Below are 19929 nucleotides of genomic sequence, written 5' to 3' on the forward strand. Positions count from 1 at the left end.
AGGTTTAATGAAAATCCTTATTACCATACGGGAAGAGAATGTGGCTCCTCGCTTTGATCTGACCTTGGAGGTGCTGATAGTAGAACTTGAAGATCAACAGGTTATGGGTACTCCCAGGACTATGCTGATGAGTCGATCGTCTTCCGAAGAATTGTGTGCGCTTATTATCAAAGAAGGCATCAATACCGTTATTTGTGGTGGTATCGAAGAGAGCCATCTGCAATATCTTGACTGGAAAAAAATCAAAGTTATTGATTCGGTTATAGGTCCATATTCTGAGGCTTTGAAGGCTGTTAATACCGGACTCCTCAAGCCCGGCGTTATTTTGCCAGGCGCCAGACGATGGAGTGCAGTGAAATGAGCGTCTTTGTTCACAAATTAAGGCGATTCTTAAACGCACTGGTGCTGGCGTCTGTTAAAGGTCAAGGTAGAGGATATAGGGGCTTTCGCTTCGTGCTCTATGGGGCAATGTTTGTTATTTTTTTTACTCCACTTGTCGTTGCAACCGGTCTGAGTTCTTTTGAATACAAGAACCTTTTGGAAAAAGAGGAGCAGGAACAACTTCTCTGGCACACCCAGGGCGCTCAAAAAACAATTGAGGCATTTGTTCACGAACTGCAATCCGTGGTAAAGTTTGTTTCCAGGGATTACAGCTACGAAAAGCTCCTTGAAAAAGACAATGTCAGTCGGCTTTTTGCTCACCTGAAAAATCAATACCCTGGATTTGTCGATCTTGGCGTAATTGCCCCCAACGGAATACAAGAAAGATACGCAGGGCCTTTCCAATTGAAAGGATATGACTACAATGATCAGGATTGGTACGTAAAGGTTCTTTCTCGGCGGCTTTTTATCAGTGAAGTTTTTATGGGTTACAGAAAGCTGCCCCATTTTGTTATCGCAGTGAGTAACAAAATGCCTGATAAGGAGGAATATTGGGTGTTACGCCTTAGTATTGACTATGAAACCCTGCAAAATTATGTTTCAACTATCAGCACCAAGGCTTCACAAGACATTTTTCTGGTCAACAGCCTGGGAGTGCTGCAAACCAGGTCAAGCATATTCGGCGTGATACTTGAAAAAAGTCTATTTTTTACCATGCCTCGAAAGGGTGAAATCAACATTCGTGCCGCAGAACATAAGGGCACCAAGTACTTAAAGTCGTATGTTCATATTAAAAATAGTCCATGGATACTGGTTATAGTCAAAGAAGCGTATACCTATGGTGAAAAATGGTCTGCGTTCCGCCTGCGACAGCGCATGATTGTCTTGGGTTGTACGCTGCTGGCACTGGTGGTTATTGTGCCGCTGGTTAACACGATTACCAATCGGCTGCGTGAGGCAGATGAAAAGCGAAACCTGGCTATGACTGAGGCGGAGCATACAGACAAGCTGGCATCCATAGGCAGACTTGCTGCAGGTGTGGGTCACGAAATTAATAATCCCCTGGCGATTATTGATCAAAAATCAGGTTTGATGACGGATCTTCTGGCTTTTTCAGAAGAGTTTAAACATAAAGAAAAACTGATCCAATCCATTAACGGAATCCAGAAGGCAGTTGAGCGCTGCAAGGTGATTACTCACCGACTTTTAGGGTTTGCCAGGAGAATGGATGTGGTTTTTGAACAGATAGATATCAACGATCTGCTCCGGGAGGTACTGGGATTTCTCGAAAGGGAGGCCATTTATAATCGTATTCACTTTGAACTGGTTTTTGCCGACGACCTACCCATGGTGTTCAGTGATCGTGGGCAGCTTCAGCAGATATTTCTAAATATTACGAATAATGCAATTGATGCTATAGGCATGGACGGTGAGGTGGTGATTGCCACCTCACTGAGCGATGAAGGCCTTGTTGATGTGTGTATAAAAGATACTGGGCCCGGCATGTCTTCTGAGCTGATGAAACGGATATTTGATCCTTTCTTTACCACCAAAGAGGCGGGTATGGGTACCGGACTGGGGCTTTCTATAACCTATGGTCTAGTCAAAAAACTTGGTGGAAATATTTCAGTTGATTCGGAAGTTGGTCGGGGGTCAACGTTTAATGTAAGCTTGCCAGTAAATGATACTCGCCAAAGGGGGGCGTTTTAGTGGATGAGATAAAGGTACTCATAGTTGACGATGAAGTCGATTTTGCTTCTGCGCTGGCGGAAAGGCTGGAGCTGCGGGGGTATTTGCCTGGAACCGTTAATTGTGGCAAGGATGCGTTGGCGGTAATTGAGGCTAAATCCTTTCCAGATGTAATTCTTTTGGATCTGAAGATGCTGGATATGAGTGGCTTTGAAGTCCTGGTTAAGGTGAAAGAAAAAGATCCATCCATCGAGGTTATTATGCTGACGGGCCATGGATCGGCCTCCAGCGGTTCTGACAGTATAGAAAAGGGCGCCTTTGATTTTATCATGAAGCCGGTAGACCTTGCGGAGTTAGAGGAAAAAATAAAGCAGGCCTATCAAAAAAGAGTATTGGCTCTTAAATAGCTGTTAGCTTTGAGACTTTAGCTGTTTGCTAAAATAAATACCTTTGAGGTGTTTTGCAATGGATGAGACTATGGAAAATCGCCTACGGGAAAGCCAACTGTTCTGTATTGGGAAATTGCTGGCAAGTTATACCCACGAACTTAAAAATCACTTAGCCATTATTAATGAGTCGAGTGGCTTGATGGGTGATTTGCTTGAGATGACCATGGATGAGGAGGATAAGACCTGCCAGAGGTTTAAGAAAATTATCGGCACAATCGGCGAACGGATAGCCCAGGCCAATACGATGGCCAAGTATTTGAACAGTTTTGGTCATCGCATGGATGTGCCATTGTCAAATTTTAATGTGAACGATCTCTTAACTGAAGAACTTGCCCTTATTGATCGGGGTGCCGGGACTAAAAAGGTGGAGATAAAAAGAGATCTTGAGGCTCAATTGCCATCAGTGTTAAACAATGCTTCTCTGTTGCAATTTGTTGTGTTTATCCTTGTTCAGGAGCTTATTGAGAAGTTCGCCGATGGCGGGGTTATTGAGATTAGGTCTCATGAGCAAGACCAAAAGATTCAAGTGCGGATGACGGCCATGGGTCAAATGGGGCGGACGACAGGGGATGCTGGTTTTGGACAGATTGACGAGGTGCTGCAATTTGTTGTTGCCAAAATGGCAGTTGGTTTTATTCGTAAGCCTCCAGAGGCGGAGACGATCGAGATTATTTTGACCATTCCATTGGTTCCTTTTTTGGGCTAATATCACGACAAACAAATATTCTTTGATTTTATTTATTATTTGGGGTTGAAACCTTCAGGAAGTAAAGGTAAAGGAATCTCATGAAGATTCGCACCTCTATCTAGTGGTTGTGGTCGTAAGAACAAGACTAATGCGGAAACAGTTTTACTTTTCATAGTGAAGGAACGAAACATTTTTATGTCTCATTTTTTGATGTTTTTATTGATGATGCTTCTCTGGGTTCTCATGTCAGGGAAGTTTGATGTGTTTCATCTGACGCTGGGCGTAATCTCATCGGTCATTGTATCCTTGATTTCAACCGACCTTCTCTTTCTGGAGAAGGGGAAATCTGTGGGGGCACGATTGGTTGAAGCCTGGCGGTTTGCTCTGTACGCCTGTTGGCTGGTCTGGCAGATCATTCTTGCTAATTTCCACGTCACCTATCTGGCACTGTCTCCAAAACCGATCAGAGAGACCCTTTCGCCGCGCATTTTTAATTTTAAGACAACGCTACAGACTGATTTTGCCCGATTTGTTCTGGCAAACTCCATAACCCTGACTCCGGGAACCGTTACAATTCGTATTCATGGGGATATTTTTTATATTCACGCGATCACTGAAAAGGCGGCTGGTGATCTGGCTGGTGAATCGATCAGTGACATGGAGCGTCGCGTGGCATGGGTTTTTGAAAACAGCGAGAAACAGAAAAACTAATGGAAAAATTTATTATTTGTGTAGGCATGGCCCTGATTTTCTTAATGTTGGTCACCTTGGTTCGGGTCATTTTGGGGCCCTCAACGATTGATCGGCTTGTTGGGGTTAATTTGATCGGTACAAAGTCTACTATTCTCATCATCATAATGGGGACGCTGCTTGGTCGTGTTGATATGTATGTGGATATTGCCCTGGCCTACGCCTTATTAAATTTTATTACATCGTTAGCCTCGGCTCGTTATTTTCAGAGAAGCCGTGTTGTGCCTGCTGATGAGCCCGAAGATCAGGAAGGAGTGTCATGTTAGATAGCATCGTTGTGATTTTACTCAGTCTGGGTGTCGTGTTTTTTATGGGAACGGTTAATGGTTTGTTGCGCTTTCCTGATTTTTACACCAGGATGCATGCCGCTGGCAAAGGTGACACGCTCTCCTCAATCCTCATCCTGTTGGGCTTGGCACTCTTTACCTTTCATCACCCATCTGTTGCGGCATATCTGACTGGATTTAAGATTATATTTATTGCTGTTCTCGTTTTTATTGCCAGTCCGACGGCAACCCACGCTCTGATGGATGCCGGCTATGAGGCAGGAATTGAACCTTGGGCCGGTGAGTCTGATGATAACGGAGAGGAGTGCCGATGAGCTGGGATTCGAGTCTGTTATGGCAGTTTGATTTTCTTATCCTGCTAATGGTAATTATCTGTGCCGTTGCCGCCCTCACCTTTAAAGATCTGATTACCTGTGCGGTGGTCTTTGGTGCCTACTCGTTCTTTATGTGTCTGCTGTGGACGGAGATGCTGGCAGTTGATGTGGCTTTTACCGAGGCTGCGGTAGGCGCAGGGGTAAGTACGGTTCTCTTTCTCGGTACCGCGCTTCACATAAGAAGGAGGGCTAAAGATTGAAAGTAGTTAGCCTTGTTCTCACACTTGCCCTGGGCGCTTTGCTGCTTCTGGCAACAGAAGATCTGCCTAACTGGGGAGATTCTGATTCACCTGCCAGCTTGCATCTGTCCAATTACTATATCGAAAATTCCATGGAACAGACCTCTGTTCCGAATCTTGTTACGTCAGTGCTGGCCGACTATCGCAGCTATGATACCATGTTTGAGACAACGGTTATTTTCTGTGCCGGGATTACCGTCTTGACAATTTTGAGACGCAGCCATCGTAAAAAGAAAAAAGAGGTTAAACCCAGACCGAAAGGTCAAGACCATGATTTGATTTTGATCTCAGCAGCACGGATGATTGCCCCGATGATGCAGCTGTTTGCTCTGTATGTAGTTGCCCATGGCCATCACAGTCCAGGGGGTGGGTTCCAGGGTGGGGTTATCTTTGGCGCCAGTTTTATTCTGCTCGCTTTAGCGTATGATTTAGAAACGGTTTTGGCTCGCCTCAAAGAGCGGTCGGTTTTAATCATGAGTGGTATAGGTGTGGCGATTTACGTCGGTATCGGCACAATATGCCTGGTTCTGGGCGGTAATTTTCTTGATTATGGCGCCTGGAGTAAAGTTCTAGGTGTGTCGGTGGTGGAAGCCCATTCCCATGGCATGCTTGGCGTTGAAATTGGCGTTGCGATAACGGTTATGTTCATCATGTTTTCTCTTTACGCTGACCTCTCTTCCGGCGGCGAGATGGATGAGGGTCTGTAAATGGATGAGTTGATCACCGCCATAATCGGCAAGTACAATTACTGGGCCTTTTTGATTTTGCTGCTTATTGGCCTGCATGCCATGATCAGTAAGAACAATCTCGTCAAAAAAGTGATTGGCATGTCCATTTTTCAGTCTGCGATTATTTTGTTTTATGTCTCTATTGGCTATAAAAAAGGCGCTTCAATTCCGATCTTGTCCCATGGTCACGGTCCGGAACCAATCCATCAAACCGCCGCTCAGATAGTTGCCGGCATTGCCAACCCGCTTCCCCATGTACTGATGCTCACGGCCATCGTTGTCGGCGTGAGTACGTTGGGGGTTGCTCTGGCAATTATTCAAAAGATCAATCGGGTTTATGATACCATCGAAGAAGACGAGATTTTGGAGAAGATTAAGGAATGTTAAAGGCTCAGCTCCCTATCCTCATTCTGGCGGTTCCGCTGCTGACCTCCTTTGCCATTGCCATCTTTTCCCGCAAAAGCAACGGGTTGGCCTATCTGCTGGTTGTTTTGGCCACGGGTGTATCGTTTGTTTGTTCGCTGGGTGTCTTGCAGCAGGTTCTGGAGACCGGAGAGGTGATTCACTACTTTCTCGGCAATTGGCAACCCCCTTACGGCATCGAACTGGTGATTGATCATCTCAACGCCATGGTGCTTGCCGTTGTTTCCGGGGCCGCATTTTTGACGGCGATTTACTCAAAACATACCGTTCTCGCGGAGGTGCCGGACAGATTCTCAGGAGAAAAAATTCCTGAGCGAGTGCCAAACTATTATACCTTGTACGCCCTCTTGGTGACCGGACTGCTGGGCATCGTCGCTACAGGAGATGCCTTTAATCTTTACGTTCTTCTGGAAATTTCGGCGCTCTCGTCCTATGCGTTGTTGACCTTAGGTCGCGGTCGGGCCTATTACGCCACCTTCAAATACCTGATTATGGGGACAATCGGGGCCTGTCTCTACCTGCTTGGGGTTGGCTACCTGTATATTAAAACGGGTTCGCTGAATATGGCGGATTTGAAAGGTATTTTGAGTAGCCCAGTTCTTATGGAATCCCCGACTATAAAAATCGGTTTTATGCTGATCATTGTCGGTATCTGGGTGAAAATGGCTTTCTTCCCCTTACATGGCTGGCTGCCCAATGCCTACACCTACGCCTCAAATACCACCTCCTGCCTGGTTGCACCATTGATGACAAAGGTTTCTGTCTACATGATGATCCGCCTGATGTTTTCGGTTTTTAGCGCCCAATATATCTTTGAGGTATTGGGCTGGCAGGATGCAGTGGTCTGGTTGGCGGCGGCGGCAATTCTTTTTGGCTCGATTTCTGCCCTTGGTCAGGACAATATGAAACGGATGCTCACCTACATCGTTGTTGCCGAGGTTGGCTATATGGTGGGTGGAACATGGCTGGCCAATGCCAATGGTTTAACTGGTGCAACCTATCATATCTTAAGTGATGCCATGATGACCCTGTGTCTGTTCATGGCTGTGGGGGCGGTGATCTATAAAACCGGTAATCCCTCCCGGAACTCAATGCGGGGTATATTTAGGAAAATGCCAATAACCTCGGTGGTTTTTCTTATTGGCGCCTTTGCCATGATCGGTATTCCGCCAACCTGCGGCTTCTTCTCGAAATGGTACCTGGTGAGTGGTGCAATTGAGGCTAATCATTGGGGCTTTGCCGCCGCATTGCTTATTTCCAGTCTGATCAATGCGGTTATCTTTTTTCGAATTATTGAAATTGGTTACTTTCCAAAGTTCGATGATCAGGAAAACAGTTCAGCGCATCACGAACATACCGATGTTGCGATCTCTGAAGTGCCGCTCAGTATGCTTTTTCCTATGGTGTTGACGGCCCTCAGTCTTATTGCCATTGGCGTGTACTCCAATGAAATTATTACTGGTCTGGTAAGCCGGACAATTCCAGCAGGACTGTTATAGCAATGGATACGTTACCCTTCCTTCAATCGACACCTTTGCTGGCAGTTCTTGTATCCACCGCAGCAGTGCCGCTGATTGCGTTAAGTGGTGGAAAGCCAAACCTGCGCGAGTTCTGGACCTTCCTGGCGGGCTTTATCAAACTGGCTCTGATCCTGTCCATGGCTGGCTATATTCTGGCTGGTAACACCTATACCTACGAACTATGCAAAATTCTACCTGGGCTGTCCCTAAAGTTTACGGTGGACGGCTTTGGTATGCTGTTTGCCCTGGTTGCTTCGTCCCTGTGGCTTATCACCTCGATCTATTCGATTGGTTATATGCGTGGTCTGGATGAACATGCCCAGACCCGTTATTTCTGCTTTTTTGCCCTGGCCCTTTCTGCCACAATTGGCGTGGCCTTTAGCGGTAATTTGCTGACCATGTATCTCTTTTATGAACTGCTCTCTTTGTCAACCTATCCACTGGTTACCCACCATCAGGACAAGGAAGCGCGGACCGGCGGACGTAAATACCTGACCTATCTGCTCTCGACATCCATTGGACTGGCCCTGCCCGCCATGTTGGCAACCTATTTAATTGCCGGCACCCTGGATTTTAATCTGCATGGTATTTTTCCGGCCGAGACAGCTAAGAGCACCTTGGTTATTTTGCTTATCATGTTTTTATACGGCTTTTCCAAGGCGGGCCTTATGCCCTTTCACTCCTGGCTTCCCGGCGCTATGGTTGCACCAACCCCGGTTTCGGCCTTGCTGCACGCGGTGGCGGTTGTAAAAGTGGGCGTTTTTTCAATTGGCCGAGTTTTGACTGGTATTTTCGGGATTACGCTTTTGTCGGCAGACAATCTCAATACGATTGTCTGCGTGATTGCCGGTTTTACAGTCATCGTATCGTCTCTGATAGCCTTGTCTCAGGATAACTTGAAGCGTCGTCTTGCCTTTTCTACGGTGGGGCAGCTTGCCTATATTATTTTAGGCATTGGCTTGGCTTCAAAATTGGGTGTGATTGGCGGCATGAGCCATATTGCCATGCATGCCTTCGGAAAAATCACCCTGTTTTTCTGTGCGGGGGCCATTTTTGTGGCAACCGGTAAGAAATATATTTCTGAAATGGTCGGTATCGGTCGGCGGATGCCTTTTACGATGACCGCCTTCTTTATTGGATCCTTAGGAATTATAGGACTACCACCCGGTGGTGGCCTGATCAGTAAGTTTCTAATGCTCATGGGCGCTATGGAGGCGGATAAACTCTGGGTTTTAGGCATTTATCTAGGCAGTTCATTGTTAAATGCGGCCTATTTTCTGCCTATTGTTTACAGGGCATTTTTCTGTACCGATGAAGAAGCGCTCTTTGAGAAAAAGGTGCAAGAGGCGCCGTTTTGTTGTCTCGTACCCCCGGTTGTCACAGCTTTGGTGAGTGTTGTACTGTTTCTCTTTCCCTGGTTATTTGTGTCATTTGCCGAGGTGATGTACAGTAATTTTTGATAGTTAGGATGCAAGAAGGAATAATTCATGACGAATCCTGAGATTAAATATGGCTATTTTGACCAGCCATCCACCAAAAAAATGTTGTGGCGAATTCTCTGGGGATTTTGTGCCTTGACTGTGGTTCTTGAGGCATTCATCCACCGTGAACATCATTTCGCCTTTGATAATTTTTATGGTTTCTATGCGGTTCTGGGCTTTGCAGCCTGCACTGTCTGTATTTTGGTAGCCAAGGCGCTTGCTTTTTTCTTAAAAGCAAAGGTGGATTACTATGATGAGTAGCAGTTTTCCTCCTGGTTTGCTTCTGCTGGCCGGAGCAGCATTAGTGCCGCTTTTTCGCGGCCACCTGAAAAACATTTATGTGATTCTTCTACCTGTGTTTGCCTTTGGCTTGATTGCCAGCCTGCCTATGGATGCCACTTTTTCAGTGTCCTTAATAGGTTTTGATGTGAACCTCCTCCGGGTCGACAAACTGAGCAAGGCCTTTGGGTATATTTTTACCCTTTCGGCCTTTGCCGCCTTTCTGTATGGGTATTACCAGAAAGGCTCCACCGAGTTTGCCAGTGCCCTGATGTATATTGGCAGCGCCTTGATGGTAGTCTTTGCCGGCGACTTGATTACTCTCTATATCTTCTGGGAGGCCATGGCAATCACCTCGGTATATCTGGTGCTGGCCAGAAAGACCCAAAAAGCCTATCAGGCCGCTTTTCGTTATGTTCTGGTCCATGTCTTTGGTGGCCTGGTTCTCTTGGCGGGCATTATTCTAACCATTAGTCAAAGTGGTTCTATCGCTTTTGAGGCCTTTAGTCCCCAAGGGGCCAGCTTGGGTCATTGGTTGATCTTGGCGGGTTTTCTGGTTAACGCTGCGGCCCTGCCTTTTTCATCATGGCTGCCCGATGCCTACCCCGAGTCAACTGTTCTGGGTGGTGTTATCCTCAGTGCCTATACCTCGAAGACAGCAGTTTATACCTTGATTCGAGGCTATCCCGGTTGGGAAATTCTTATCGTTATCGGCTGCCTGATGTCAGTTTATGGAATTATTTATGCCTTGCTTGAAAACGATATGCGCCGTATTCTGGCCTACTCCATTATCAACCAGGTTGGTTTCATGGTCTGCGCCGTAGGTATTGGCACCCCTCTGGCCTTGAGCGGGGCTGTGGCCCACGCTTTCTGTCATATCATCTATAAGGCCCTGTTGTGGATGTCTGCCGGTGCTGTGCTTTACCGAACTGGCAAGAGCAAATGCACTGACCTGGGCGGGCTTTATAATACCATGCCCTGGACTTTAATTTTTGGTGGCATAGGGGCGCTGGCTATCTCTTCTGTTCCCTTAACTTCTGGCTACACTAGCAAGACTATCATAATAGCCGCCGCCGCCAATCAACACCTGTTGTGGGCCTGGCTAGTTCTGGAAATTGCCTCTGCTGGTGTTTTTCTCCATGCTGGCATTAAATTCCCCTATTTTGTCTTTTTTGCCAAAGATAAGGGCTTGCGCCCCAAAGAGGCGCCCAAAACAATGCTGGCTGCCATGGCTTTTTTGTCGTTTTTCTGCATCTATTTAGGCATGTTTCCAGAGAGGCTTTATAATATTTTACCAGAAACCGGGTTGGTTAAATCGACTATGCCGTTTACCTTTACCAGTATTTATTTTGACCATTTTGGTCATGTGGTCACCCAATCCCAGATGCTCATCTTTTCTGGTCTAGTTTTCTTTCTCTTTTTGCCCCTTCTTAAACGAACAGACACTATTTCAATTGATTTTGACTGGTTTTATCGTAAGGGTGCAAAGTTGATTTGCTTTATTTTGGACAACAGCTTAAACAGCATTAATGCCTATGTTAACAAAACAGTTGCTTTAGGCTGGACCTCAAGGCTCAGCCGGTTTTATACCTTTGGTTCGGCACGTCTGTGCCTGGCAATTGTGAAACCATTCTGGCAGTTATCCGGAATTAGCCAGGGAGAGCTCTTTAAGAGCGAAGAGAAGTTTTTGAGAAAGTTCGAACATGCTAATTTCTCAATCGGCAGTACTGCTCTCTTTGCTCTTGGCTTTCTGCTCTTGTTTTTTCTTTTTTAATCCTGATTGAGCCCCTGTTTGTATATAACGAGTAAGGGGCGAACCCATCTTTAGGCCCGATAAATCGTGAGCACAATTGCTAATATATTAAATAAGCAAGGCTGGCCAGAGTCGATTGTCAATCTTACCCTAACGTGTCTGTCTATAGTTATAATCATCATCGCAGCTTTTTTGCTGCTCTGGTTTTCCCGCCGGTTATTCGTCCCTGTACTGGAGAGAGCTATTATTCGTTCAAGTTTTAAGTGGGATGACTTTTTTGTCGAGCGAAAGTTCTTCGTACACCTCAGTCGTTTAGTGCCGATAATTATCATTTATGCGGCTTCAGATGTTTTCTTTGTTGATCAGCCTGTGCTCAATAAAATTGTTAAGCGCTTGGCAATGACTCTTCTCGTTTTGGGAGGGGCAAAATGTTTGGACACCCTGCTTCTTGTGGTTCGGGATATTTACCAAACAAAACCAATATCACGTGACAAGCCCATAGCAGGATATTTGAGTGTTATAAAGATAATCGTTTACATATTTGCGGCAATTTTTGTTGTAGCAGTTCTCACAGATAAATCTCCATGGGGTATTTTTAGTGTTCTTGGTGGGTTGACAGCTGTACTGCTTTTAATCTTTAAGGACACAATCTTAGGTTTTGTCGCCAGTTTGCAGCTTTCCGGAAATAATATGGTTCGGGTGGGCGACTGGATTGAAATGCCCGAGTATAAGGCTGATGGTGATGTGATAGATGTATCAATTCATACGGTTAAGGTCAAGAATTGGGATAAGACAATTACAACAATTCCAACCTATGCGCTCGTTGCTAATTCGTTTAAGAATTGGCGGGGTATGAGTGAGTCTGGCGGTCGGCGGATTAAACGGTCAATTCATATTGATATGAATTCGGTATGCTTTTGTACAGAAGCGATGCTTGAAAAGTTTTCAAAATTTAGTCTCATCACAGCGTATATTGAGGCCAAAAATAAAGAGATTGCTGAGCATAATCAAAAACTTGGACTGACCGCTAATTCAGAGGTCCTTAATGGCAGAAGCCAGACAAATATTGGGGTGTTTCGAGCCTATGTCAAAGCATATCTACAGAACCACCCTAAAATTCACGACAATATGACCTTTCTTGTCAGGCATTTGGCACCGACCTCAAAGGGACTGCCTATCGAGATTTATGTGTTTAGTAATGATCAGGTTTGGGCCAATTATGAAAGTATCCAGGCAGATATCTTTGACCACATTTTAGCTGTTGTTCCGGAGTTTGGTTTACGAGTTTTCCAGGAACCATCCGGGGCAGATATCCAGGCGTTAGGCCGGGGTCACTGAAAACGATGCATTTTGAAATTGTGATAATGCTACAATGAAGGAAATTATTATCAATATATCTGGGCAAGAGGTCGGGCAGGAAGTTGCCCAGAAAATTGGGCAGGTCATTGCGGAAGCTGATAATCCTGAGAGCATTGTTGTCTCAAGATATAACAGAACCGCGAATGCCTGTTCTCCGTGTTGCTTGAAAGGAAAGTTAGGAGACACTCCTGGTTGGGAAGTTTACGGCAAAAACCATGGCGGTCGCCTAAAAATAACTATCAATGACGGAGACTACGTGTTCATTTTTAGCTAATTTTTGCAGTCCTCTTGGTCATATCATTCATCTGTTTACAAAGGTCTCGAAGATATTGTCTGATAAAAATTAAAGATGCCCAGTACAATGGGGGCTGACGATATACTTGACGATATACTTGTTGCTCAATACGTGAAATTGCGTTATAAAGTTTGCTCTCATATGCGCCCGTAGCTCATCTGGATAGAGTATCGGACTACGAATCCGAGGGTAGCAAGTTCGAATCTTGCCGGGCGCACCAGTCATAGTAAGGGTTTCAGCGTTTTAGCTGAAACCCTTTTTTGCGTTTGGGCCCAAATTGGGCCCTATCTGAGCCAAAGTCAAAATCCATCGTAATTATTGATCTGAAATTTGAATAAAAAATGACCATTAGCCAATATTTTAAATATTCATCCATGGTCGTTGGCCAAGCTGTGTATACTTTTTGGCTGAGAGACCTGATGAGTTATTATGCTGGGTCATCTATATATTCGAAAAGATCTCCTACCTTGCAGCCTAAATAACTGCAGAGTTTATCAACAGCTTCTAGATCGATGCGCGAAGCAGTTTCGTGATATAGCCGGGTGATTGTTCCACGATTAATCCCTGTGTCTCTCGACACATCAGATATTTTCTTTTTCTCTTCCCCAAGTAACCGCGACAAATGACACTTAATCACAATCTGACCTCCAATTGGTATAAAATAATCTACTGTGGATCAAAAAAATGTTGCCATTGATCTAAAATGGTGTAATCTGATCTACAGAAGACCAAAAAGATCTAAGGTGGATTTTTTTGTGTGTTGTTTAATCAATATTACTAGAGGAGGTAAATTATGTCACAAACATTTTTAACAACAGAAGAACTGTCCCAAAAAATAAAATACGATTCAAGAACGATTAGAAACCGTATGAAAGACACCGTTCTTCTTGAGGGGGTCCATTATATAAGGCCTTTTGGTGGCAGAAAGATTCTTTATCTTTGGGAGAAGATCGAGGAGGATATTGAAAAATATTCTCGCGAAAATGCGGTGGGTATTCCTATGGCTAATGGAGGGCTTTGTAATGGGTAAAATTAGAACTCGTTTGGAAAACAACAAACTTTTCTTTGATTTTAAATATAAAGGTATTCGTTGTCGTGAGTACAGTGCATTGACAAATACACCGGCAAATAAAAAGCGGCTTCAAAAAGTAATGGAGACCATTGAGGCAGAGATCACTCTTGGGATGTTTGATTACGCGAAGTATTTTCCCAATAGTTCGAATGCGAAAAAAATCGAAAACAGTATTTCCTTCACGTCTCAGCTGAAAACACCTTTTTTTAAAGATTTTGCCGCTCAGTGGATGGCTGAAATGAAAATTGAATGGCGTGAAACTCACTACAAAACTAACCAGGGGATTTTAGATAAATATTTACTCCCTAAATTTGGCAAGAAGGAGGTCTGTGCGATCACAAAAAGTGAAATCATGGAATTCAGGGCTTCATTGGCGGTTTAACGGGTAGGAAGGGCGGAAATCTCTCTGCCTCAAGTACCAATCATATCATGAACCCACTTAGGATGATTCTCAATGAAGCCGCTAATAGGTTCAATTTTTCATCGCCATACCTTATTAAACAAAATTTTTAGAATGAAAATATAACCAAATTAAAACGGAGGATTCGCAATGAACCCTGCAAATACGGCAATAATGGTTAAAGGCATGTAACTGTGAAAATTATGACTGAGTTGACAGCTTATTTTGCTAAGTTTCAATTATTCCAGACAAACTGCTTATGGAAATTGTTGACTCTGAAGGGTGTGAAGTGCTGAAAAGCATATCTTTACTCGCCTCTGATTGTCTAGCTCATATAAATCTGTTTTATATCATACTGTATTTTGATAATTTACATTCATTCAAGCCGAATAAATTCATTTATTTTCGGGAATAGATGTTTAAATTCACATGAGTGTTATTTTCTTATGCCTGGTGGCAGACACTTCCCCTCATCGAACCGTTTTATCATTCCATAGCTGAAACAAAATATGAAAATCCCCGTTATGGAGATAGAAATTATGATCATTAGGCGAATAAAAAATCAGTCTGGTTCTCTCTGATTTCCTTATTGATGATAAAGCGAAAGCATCAACCTTATTTGGCCAAAAGAGCAACACTGTTGCCAAAATAGTCGCTGAGCAATTGCTGCATATCGTCACTCTGGGTGTGCCTTAGATCAATGCCTAATTGATGCAATAGTAGCCCCGGGCCCTTGCCTTGCAAATCCTCTCGACAACAAACCGAGTCGCCCCCTTTGTTAGAGATATAGCGAGCCAGTTGGATACCTCGCTGCTTCTCTTCCTGGTGGAAAGGGTTTGGCTCAGTGCTAAGATCTGTATACTGCCCTGTCTGCCGATTATATTTGAGCATCGTCAGATAACTTGCTTTACCAAAATGCGCTGATACTTGCCTGCCGTCGTTCTCAGAAGGAATAATAATAGTCACGACAGGGGGCAACTCATAGGCATTCTGGACAAAAATCATATCTATGGCGGGATCGTTTTCCTTGAGCGCCATCCGTACGCTACTCACAATCTCGTTTGCCTGTTCGAGTTCATAGGCTTTTACCCCGAGGTCAAGATATAAAAACCTGAAGCTTCCGGCATTGCGACCAGAGATAGACTTCACCAGGGTAACACCGGGGTGCCTCAAAAGCAGATCGGTATATGATTCTATTTTTTTAGCATCCAGTGAAATATCCAGAAGGACTTTGAGATTATCCCAGATGATAGTGGCCCCCATCTTGACTATTATCAACGCCACAAACAGGGCTGCCCAACGGTCAAAATTAAAGCCAAAGAGTGATCCGATTAAACCAACGAGTACGACAGCGGAAGAATAAACATCTGACACCGTATGATTACCACTGGCCTCGATGCCTGGCGAATTGATCAGCCTGCCCGATTTTGCCTCAAAACGGCCCCAGAAAAAATCTAGAGTCATGCTAACTAATACTGCGGTAATGCCGATCGGGATATTTTGGGGCAGGATGTTTTTTCCGGCAATAAAGACCTGTAGAATCTCATACGCCCCGAACAGGATGGCAAAGCCAATGGCTAAGGCCATTAAATTTTCAATCTTGTAGAATCCTAAAGGAAAACGTTTGAATTTATGCGGAGCCAGCCGCACTCCAACCCAGACCATAAGCGAACCGGCAACATCTGTAGCGGAATGAATTGAATCAGCGAGCAGGCCTGCACTACCCGTCAATATAGCGGCAGTAATTTTAATACCAGTCTCAACCAGCGATTCAAGGGCTGAAAATAACACAACCCATTTGCGCCGGAATTCTCTTTGTTCAGGGGTTAATGTTTCTTGATTCATTTTTTTCTCCTTTCTTATAGTAAGATGAAGCTACTAAACCCATGCGGGAAAAAGGATAAAGCAACCTCAGAGCTAAAGATGCCAATTATTGCACCACAGATAATATCTGACAGGTAGTGTTTCTGAAGCACGATACGGCTAACAGCGATAACTAAGGCTGCTGTTAGCAAAAAAGGTAATGACCAGCTTGAAAATGAGGAAGCAGTTAGACCAATCATAAAGGCTCGGGATGTGTGTAGGGAGGGAAACGAGTATTTGTTCCACTCTGAATAATACGTATCCTTTTCAACGGCATTGGGCCTGGGTCTTTTTATGAGATTTCTTAAAACTATAATAATCGGCAGTTGAATACATTCACCCACAATGAGAGCACTGACCATGGGGGCATGCTGGTTTGCTATTATTAATATAGCTCCATAGGCTGGGAAACAGAAAATACCCGAAGCACTGAAACTGACCAATCTCACGTAGGTAATTAGCCAGGACTTATTAAAAAAAGATTCCAGCGACTTGGACACTTTCCTGTCAAATGTATCAACTATCGAAATCAGTCCCATGACTTTTTCTTCTTGCTACCGCCCACCCCTTCAATAACCGCCGCAAGGAGTTCTTGCTCATAGGCATGTGGGTTCACATAGGCGGCGAATCCTTTTCTAGGCTCCCCTTCCTCACACAGGAAAATCTTTTGTTCTTTGTTGTAGGCGTCAAATTTAACTCCACTCATGCCTTTCTCCCTCAGTTCAGCAGATAATTTCCCCATAACATTATAGCCATTGCCCGGCCGAATCTTCACCCTGGCAAAACTGTCAGTAATGGAAATCTCTTCCCCATCAGCAAGTGAAAAAGCCTTTTGCCCGATCCGTTTAAGCAGATCAAAATTCATTATGTCAACCAGATAGGCGCCTCGTTCCCGCTTCAAAATATTTTTCATGGACATTTCTACGGGTTGGTCAATGTAGATAATAGCGTCAAAGCAATCGATATTCTGGGTGCGCAACAGACGATGGTGTTCATAAATCACGGGTGCCTTCACAAAAGAAATCGTCACATCCATGTCTTGATGATCCAGACAGATAACCTTCATATTCAGTTTCTGGCCAAGGGCCTTGGCCAGGGTTGATTTACCGCAACCAGGCGTACCATCTATAGCTATCCGGTCAGGCATAACATGCTTGTCATCAAAGAGTTTCTCTATGGCTTGTGCCTGCTGGATCACATCCTCCGGCAGCGGTCTGTTTTCAGTTTTGTTATAGAGGATGGATTCAATGATAAATTTAATATTGGTACTAACCCCTTTTTTGCGCAGTATATTCTTAACAAAAAACGTCCCCACAGAAATCGCTATGCCCGCCAATCCACCCTTTCCTGCGGTTGTACCCAGCACTGATTTGATTAAGTTGCTCATAATCATCTCCCTCTGAAGTTAACTTTCTTCCGTTTCTTTATCAAATCACAAATCAGGAAGTAATTACCAGATATCCTTCAATAGTATTCTACTCCAATCGATGCTGAAATAATCATAATGCCGGAACAGACTGGTCACCCTTTCCATTCCGGCATATGCCCATCTCCTCTTGGTTTGATCACAGTTCATGATACAGTTTTCTTCTCAACTGGCACTTCTTGGGCAGATTGCTCTTTCGCGCGACAACCTTCCTGGGACCCATCACGTTTGCGGAGTTGCTGGCATTTTCCTTTTCCGCCGCCTTGCTCTTGCCCGCATCCTTTTCCTCTGCCTTGTCCGTTGTGCTTTCCACCACCTCTCATTTGATTACGACCTTGGCCTCTCATAGTATCACCTCCTCGTCAGTAGTATTTAGCGCCCCGAATACACTATTTGCCTTCCGGGATTAATGCCGATCCACAGTGCTCACTCTCGGCACCTTTTTTTCGGTGTAATTACTGACTAATTTCACAACTACCTTCATTTCGCCCTTTTCCCTGACTGTATCCCTGGCCACGCTCTTGTTCCAGGCTACTTCCAGCCAGATTTCCACCTTTCTTCTTAGATATACTGTCTGTAACAAAATCAACAATTGTCTCCGCTATTTTTTTGCGATCTAAGCTACCCTTGCCAGCAGAGTCAATACCCTCTTTGATGATTTTTCCGAGATTGCTGCTAATCAGTTTCAATATTTCACTTTTCATAGCGTTACCTCCTTTTGTAACTATATTGAAGAGCAAAGGATATGCCATAGGGTAGAAATTTCTGGGTTACCCCTAACAGCAAGGCAACATGGGGGGCAGAGGCCTTTGGGTGTAGTTATCAGAATAATGCAAGAGTGATATGATCAAAGATAAGATTGCAACTAATTGCAGAAGATTGCATTGCTACAGGAAGTGTGTTGGTTTAACGGATGCTCTGGGGCAAGAAGGGCGGGCACCTTAATACTCTTTGGAAACGACAACGGTGCATGTTGCAATTAATCGCAACATGCACCCCCTGTTAAGTGCGGCGAGGAAGAATATGGGTGGGATACTCAATTCCGAGACGTTGCATTTTGCGCCATAATGTTGATTTGTCAATTCCTAGAAAAGCGGAGGTCTGAATACGGCTGCCATTATTATTTTGGAGTGCCTGCAGAATGATCTCTTTCTCCTCTAGTTCAGGCGCAGAAAAACCCTGCGTAAGATCATTTTTATGGGAGTCGCTCTTCACGTAACGCAATTCGTTGGGCAGGTGGATACTGTCTATAACCCTGTTATGACAAAGCATAAAAGCATATTCGATGAAATTCGCCAGTTCACGAACATTTCCCGGGAAATCGTATCGAATCATCAACTCAAGTGCTTTCCGTGAGAGCCTGTTAATATTTTTTCCCTTGATGGCGTTGAATTTTTTGATGAAGTGGTTAATCAGGAGCGGGATATCCTCGCGCCTTTCTGATAATGGTGGTAAATAAATCCGCACAACATTTAGTCGAAAAAAAAGGTCCTCACGGAATAGTCCACTAGATTTAAGTTCGACAAGGGATTTGTTGGTGGTGGCAATAATCCGCACATCGCTTCTGATGCTGGAAGTCGCGCCCAGCGGATCGTACTCTTTTTCCTCAAGAACCCGCAGCAGTTTCGCTTGGAGGGCAGCAGATATATCCCCTATCTCATCAAGCAGCATGGTGCCGCCTTCAGCAAGAGCAAAACGTCCTGGTTTATCCTTCTTGGCCTCTGTAAAAGCACCTTTTTTGTAACCGAAAAACTCAGATTCAAGCAAACTATCAGGTAACGCGGCACAATTGACACCGATAAACTTCCCTTTACGGTTGCTCAGGTTATGGATTGCCTTGGCAAAAAGTTCCTTGCCAGTGCCACTTGGCCCCTCAATCAGCACAGGGTTGCCGCTGGTTGCAATGTCAGGCAGAACCGCCAGGATATCTTGTATTATATGGTTTTTGCTGACAATATCATCAAAGGTATATTTGCTGAGCACCTCTTTGCGAAGAATTTCGATTTCAGAAAGATCCCTGATAGTTTCGACCCCACCGATGATTTCCCCCTGTTTATTGCGAACAACCGAGGCACTGACACTGACCGGAATCGACACACCCTTACGGGTCAAAATATTGATTTCCTGGTTGGTCTTCTCTTTACCGCTCAGCATGGTTTCCTTCAGTATACATGCGGTCTGACAAATATTGGCACGCAACACATCAAAGCATTTTTGCCCCACTGCCTTCTCTTTGGCAATGCCGGTTATCTTTTCAGCTGCCTGATTAAAGAAGGTAATAGTAAAGTCTTTATCAATTGTGAAAACCCCATCCGCAATAGACTCGACAATACTGTCCCGCCATATGTCCTGGTTTCTTGTCATAATTTATTAATTGGAAAATTTCAGGGTACTTCATGTGTTCATGGAGAGTTTTAGTGCCAGCTCTAGTACGAATCAAATTGATACGGACAACTAAAAGTTATCAATACGA

Annotated in this window: 24 protein-coding genes, 1 tRNA gene and 1 pseudogene; 19 read left to right on the forward strand and 7 right to left on the reverse strand. The window is 44.5% G+C overall.

The features are described from left to right. Positions 1 to 7: 7 nt before the first annotated feature. From HQK80_00535 to HQK80_00615, 17 genes are all read left to right on the forward strand, one after another. Positions 8 to 361: a hypothetical protein gene (locus HQK80_00535; GenBank protein ID MBF0220710.1), complete on the forward strand. Its 354-nt coding sequence runs from the start codon at positions 8 to 10 to the stop codon at positions 359 to 361. Then, entirely contained in the window at positions 358 to 2091 is a 1734-nt protein-coding gene (locus HQK80_00540; protein ID MBF0220711.1) for a two-component sensor histidine kinase, read from the forward strand. Before HQK80_00535 ends, HQK80_00540 begins: the two co-directional genes overlap by 4 nt. Positions 2092 to 2099: 8 nt before the next feature. Continuing rightward, positions 2100 to 2477 (forward strand): response regulator, encoded by a 378-nt coding sequence (locus HQK80_00545; GenBank protein MBF0220712.1) that lies wholly within the window; start codon positions 2100 to 2102, stop codon positions 2475 to 2477. Between the two features lie 58 nt (positions 2478 to 2535). After that, on the forward strand, positions 2536 to 3225 hold the full coding sequence (locus tag HQK80_00550; protein ID MBF0220713.1) for a HAMP domain-containing histidine kinase: 690 nt from the start codon (positions 2536 to 2538) through the stop codon (positions 3223 to 3225). 177 nt (positions 3226 to 3402) lie between these two features. Continuing rightward, entirely contained in the window at positions 3403 to 3918 is a 516-nt protein-coding gene (locus HQK80_00555) for a Na+/H+ antiporter subunit E (protein ID MBF0220714.1), read from the forward strand. Then, positions 3918 to 4223, forward strand: a complete 306-nt coding sequence (locus HQK80_00560) for a pH regulation protein F (protein MBF0220715.1) — start codon at positions 3918 to 3920, stop codon at positions 4221 to 4223. Before HQK80_00555 ends, HQK80_00560 begins: the two co-directional genes overlap by 1 nt. Beyond that, on the forward strand, positions 4217 to 4558 hold the full coding sequence (locus HQK80_00565) for a monovalent cation/H(+) antiporter subunit G (GenBank protein ID MBF0220716.1): 342 nt from the start codon (positions 4217 to 4219) through the stop codon (positions 4556 to 4558). The genes HQK80_00560 and HQK80_00565 overlap by 7 nt, the downstream gene beginning before the upstream one ends. Further along, on the forward strand, positions 4555 to 4818 hold the full coding sequence (locus HQK80_00570) for a DUF4040 domain-containing protein (GenBank protein ID MBF0220717.1): 264 nt from the start codon (positions 4555 to 4557) through the stop codon (positions 4816 to 4818). Before HQK80_00565 ends, HQK80_00570 begins: the two co-directional genes overlap by 4 nt. Beyond that, complete coding sequence (locus tag HQK80_00575; protein MBF0220718.1) at positions 4815 to 5564, forward strand: sodium:proton antiporter; 750 nt, start codon at positions 4815 to 4817, stop codon at positions 5562 to 5564. Before HQK80_00570 ends, HQK80_00575 begins: the two co-directional genes overlap by 4 nt. Continuing rightward, positions 5565 to 5972, forward strand: coding sequence for a cation:proton antiporter subunit C (locus HQK80_00580; GenBank protein MBF0220719.1), 408 nt, complete (start codon positions 5565 to 5567; stop codon positions 5970 to 5972). It begins immediately after the preceding gene. Further along, complete coding sequence (locus HQK80_00585) at positions 5966 to 7507, forward strand: monovalent cation/H+ antiporter subunit D family protein (GenBank protein MBF0220720.1); 1542 nt, start codon at positions 5966 to 5968, stop codon at positions 7505 to 7507. The genes HQK80_00580 and HQK80_00585 overlap by 7 nt, the downstream gene beginning before the upstream one ends. 2 nt (positions 7508 to 7509) lie before the next feature. After that, a complete protein-coding gene (locus tag HQK80_00590) occupies positions 7510 to 8988 on the forward strand; it encodes a monovalent cation/H+ antiporter subunit D family protein (GenBank protein MBF0220721.1) in 1479 nt (492 codons plus the stop codon). Positions 8989 to 9015: 27 nt separating this feature from the next. After that, entirely contained in the window at positions 9016 to 9270 is a 255-nt protein-coding gene (locus HQK80_00595) for a hypothetical protein (protein MBF0220722.1), read from the forward strand. Further along, positions 9263 to 11062, forward strand: a complete 1800-nt coding sequence (locus tag HQK80_00600) for a Na(+)/H(+) antiporter subunit D (protein ID MBF0220723.1) — start codon at positions 9263 to 9265, stop codon at positions 11060 to 11062. The genes HQK80_00595 and HQK80_00600 overlap by 8 nt, the downstream gene beginning before the upstream one ends. Before the next feature lie 66 nt (positions 11063 to 11128). Continuing rightward, positions 11129 to 12379, forward strand: a complete 1251-nt coding sequence (locus HQK80_00605) for a mechanosensitive ion channel (protein MBF0220724.1) — start codon at positions 11129 to 11131, stop codon at positions 12377 to 12379. 34 nt (positions 12380 to 12413) lie between these two features. Next, on the forward strand, positions 12414 to 12674 hold the full coding sequence (locus HQK80_00610) for an AF1514 family protein (GenBank protein MBF0220725.1): 261 nt from the start codon (positions 12414 to 12416) through the stop codon (positions 12672 to 12674). A gap of 164 nt (positions 12675 to 12838) precedes the next feature. Continuing rightward, a tRNA-Arg gene (locus HQK80_00615) sits at positions 12839 to 12915 on the forward strand. A gap of 207 nt (positions 12916 to 13122) precedes the next feature. Here the strand turns inward: HQK80_00615 and HQK80_00620 are convergent. Next, positions 13123 to 13332, reverse strand: coding sequence for a helix-turn-helix transcriptional regulator (locus tag HQK80_00620; protein ID MBF0220726.1), 210 nt, complete (start codon positions 13330 to 13332; stop codon positions 13123 to 13125). A 156-nt stretch (positions 13333 to 13488) separates the two neighbouring features. Between HQK80_00620 and HQK80_00625 the strand changes: the two genes are divergently transcribed. Together HQK80_00625 and HQK80_00630 are read left to right on the forward strand one after the other, a co-directional pair. Continuing rightward, complete coding sequence (locus HQK80_00625) at positions 13489 to 13725, forward strand: hypothetical protein (GenBank protein ID MBF0220727.1); 237 nt, start codon at positions 13489 to 13491, stop codon at positions 13723 to 13725. Further along, a pseudogene (locus tag HQK80_00630) lies at positions 13718 to 14280 on the forward strand (DUF3596 domain-containing protein). The gene HQK80_00625 and the pseudogene HQK80_00630 overlap by 8 nt, the downstream one beginning before the upstream one ends. Before the next feature lie 502 nt (positions 14281 to 14782). Here the strand turns inward: HQK80_00630 and HQK80_00635 are convergent. The 6 genes from HQK80_00635 to HQK80_00660 form a co-directional block, all read right to left on the reverse strand. Next, on the reverse strand, positions 14783 to 16012 hold the full coding sequence (locus HQK80_00635) for a cation diffusion facilitator family transporter (protein MBF0220728.1): 1230 nt from the start codon (positions 16010 to 16012) through the stop codon (positions 14783 to 14785). 14 nt (positions 16013 to 16026) lie between these two features. Continuing rightward, positions 16027 to 16569 (reverse strand): phosphatase PAP2 family protein, encoded by a 543-nt coding sequence (locus HQK80_00640; GenBank protein ID MBF0220729.1) that lies wholly within the window; start codon positions 16567 to 16569, stop codon positions 16027 to 16029. Continuing rightward, the gene (locus tag HQK80_00645; GenBank protein ID MBF0220730.1) at positions 16560 to 17417 is read right to left on the reverse strand and encodes a (d)CMP kinase; all 858 of its coding nucleotides are present in this window, start codon (positions 17415 to 17417) and stop codon (positions 16560 to 16562) included. The genes HQK80_00640 and HQK80_00645 overlap by 10 nt, the downstream gene beginning before the upstream one ends. A 185-nt stretch (positions 17418 to 17602) precedes the next feature. Next, positions 17603 to 17803 carry a hypothetical protein gene (locus HQK80_00650; GenBank protein ID MBF0220731.1) on the reverse strand — a complete coding sequence of 67 codons (201 nt, stop codon included), beginning with the start codon at positions 17801 to 17803 and terminating at the stop codon, positions 17603 to 17605. A 108-nt stretch (positions 17804 to 17911) separates the two neighbouring features. Further along, complete coding sequence (locus HQK80_00655) at positions 17912 to 18160, reverse strand: hypothetical protein (protein MBF0220732.1); 249 nt, start codon at positions 18158 to 18160, stop codon at positions 17912 to 17914. A gap of 298 nt (positions 18161 to 18458) precedes the next feature. Beyond that, positions 18459 to 19820: a sigma 54-interacting transcriptional regulator gene (locus tag HQK80_00660; protein ID MBF0220733.1), complete on the reverse strand. Its 1362-nt coding sequence runs from the start codon at positions 19818 to 19820 to the stop codon at positions 18459 to 18461. Positions 19821 to 19929 lie beyond the last annotated feature (109 nt).

Source organism: Desulfobulbaceae bacterium (assembly GCA_015231515.1).
Lineage (GTDB): Bacteria > Desulfobacterota > Desulfobulbia > Desulfobulbales > VMSU01 > JADGBM01.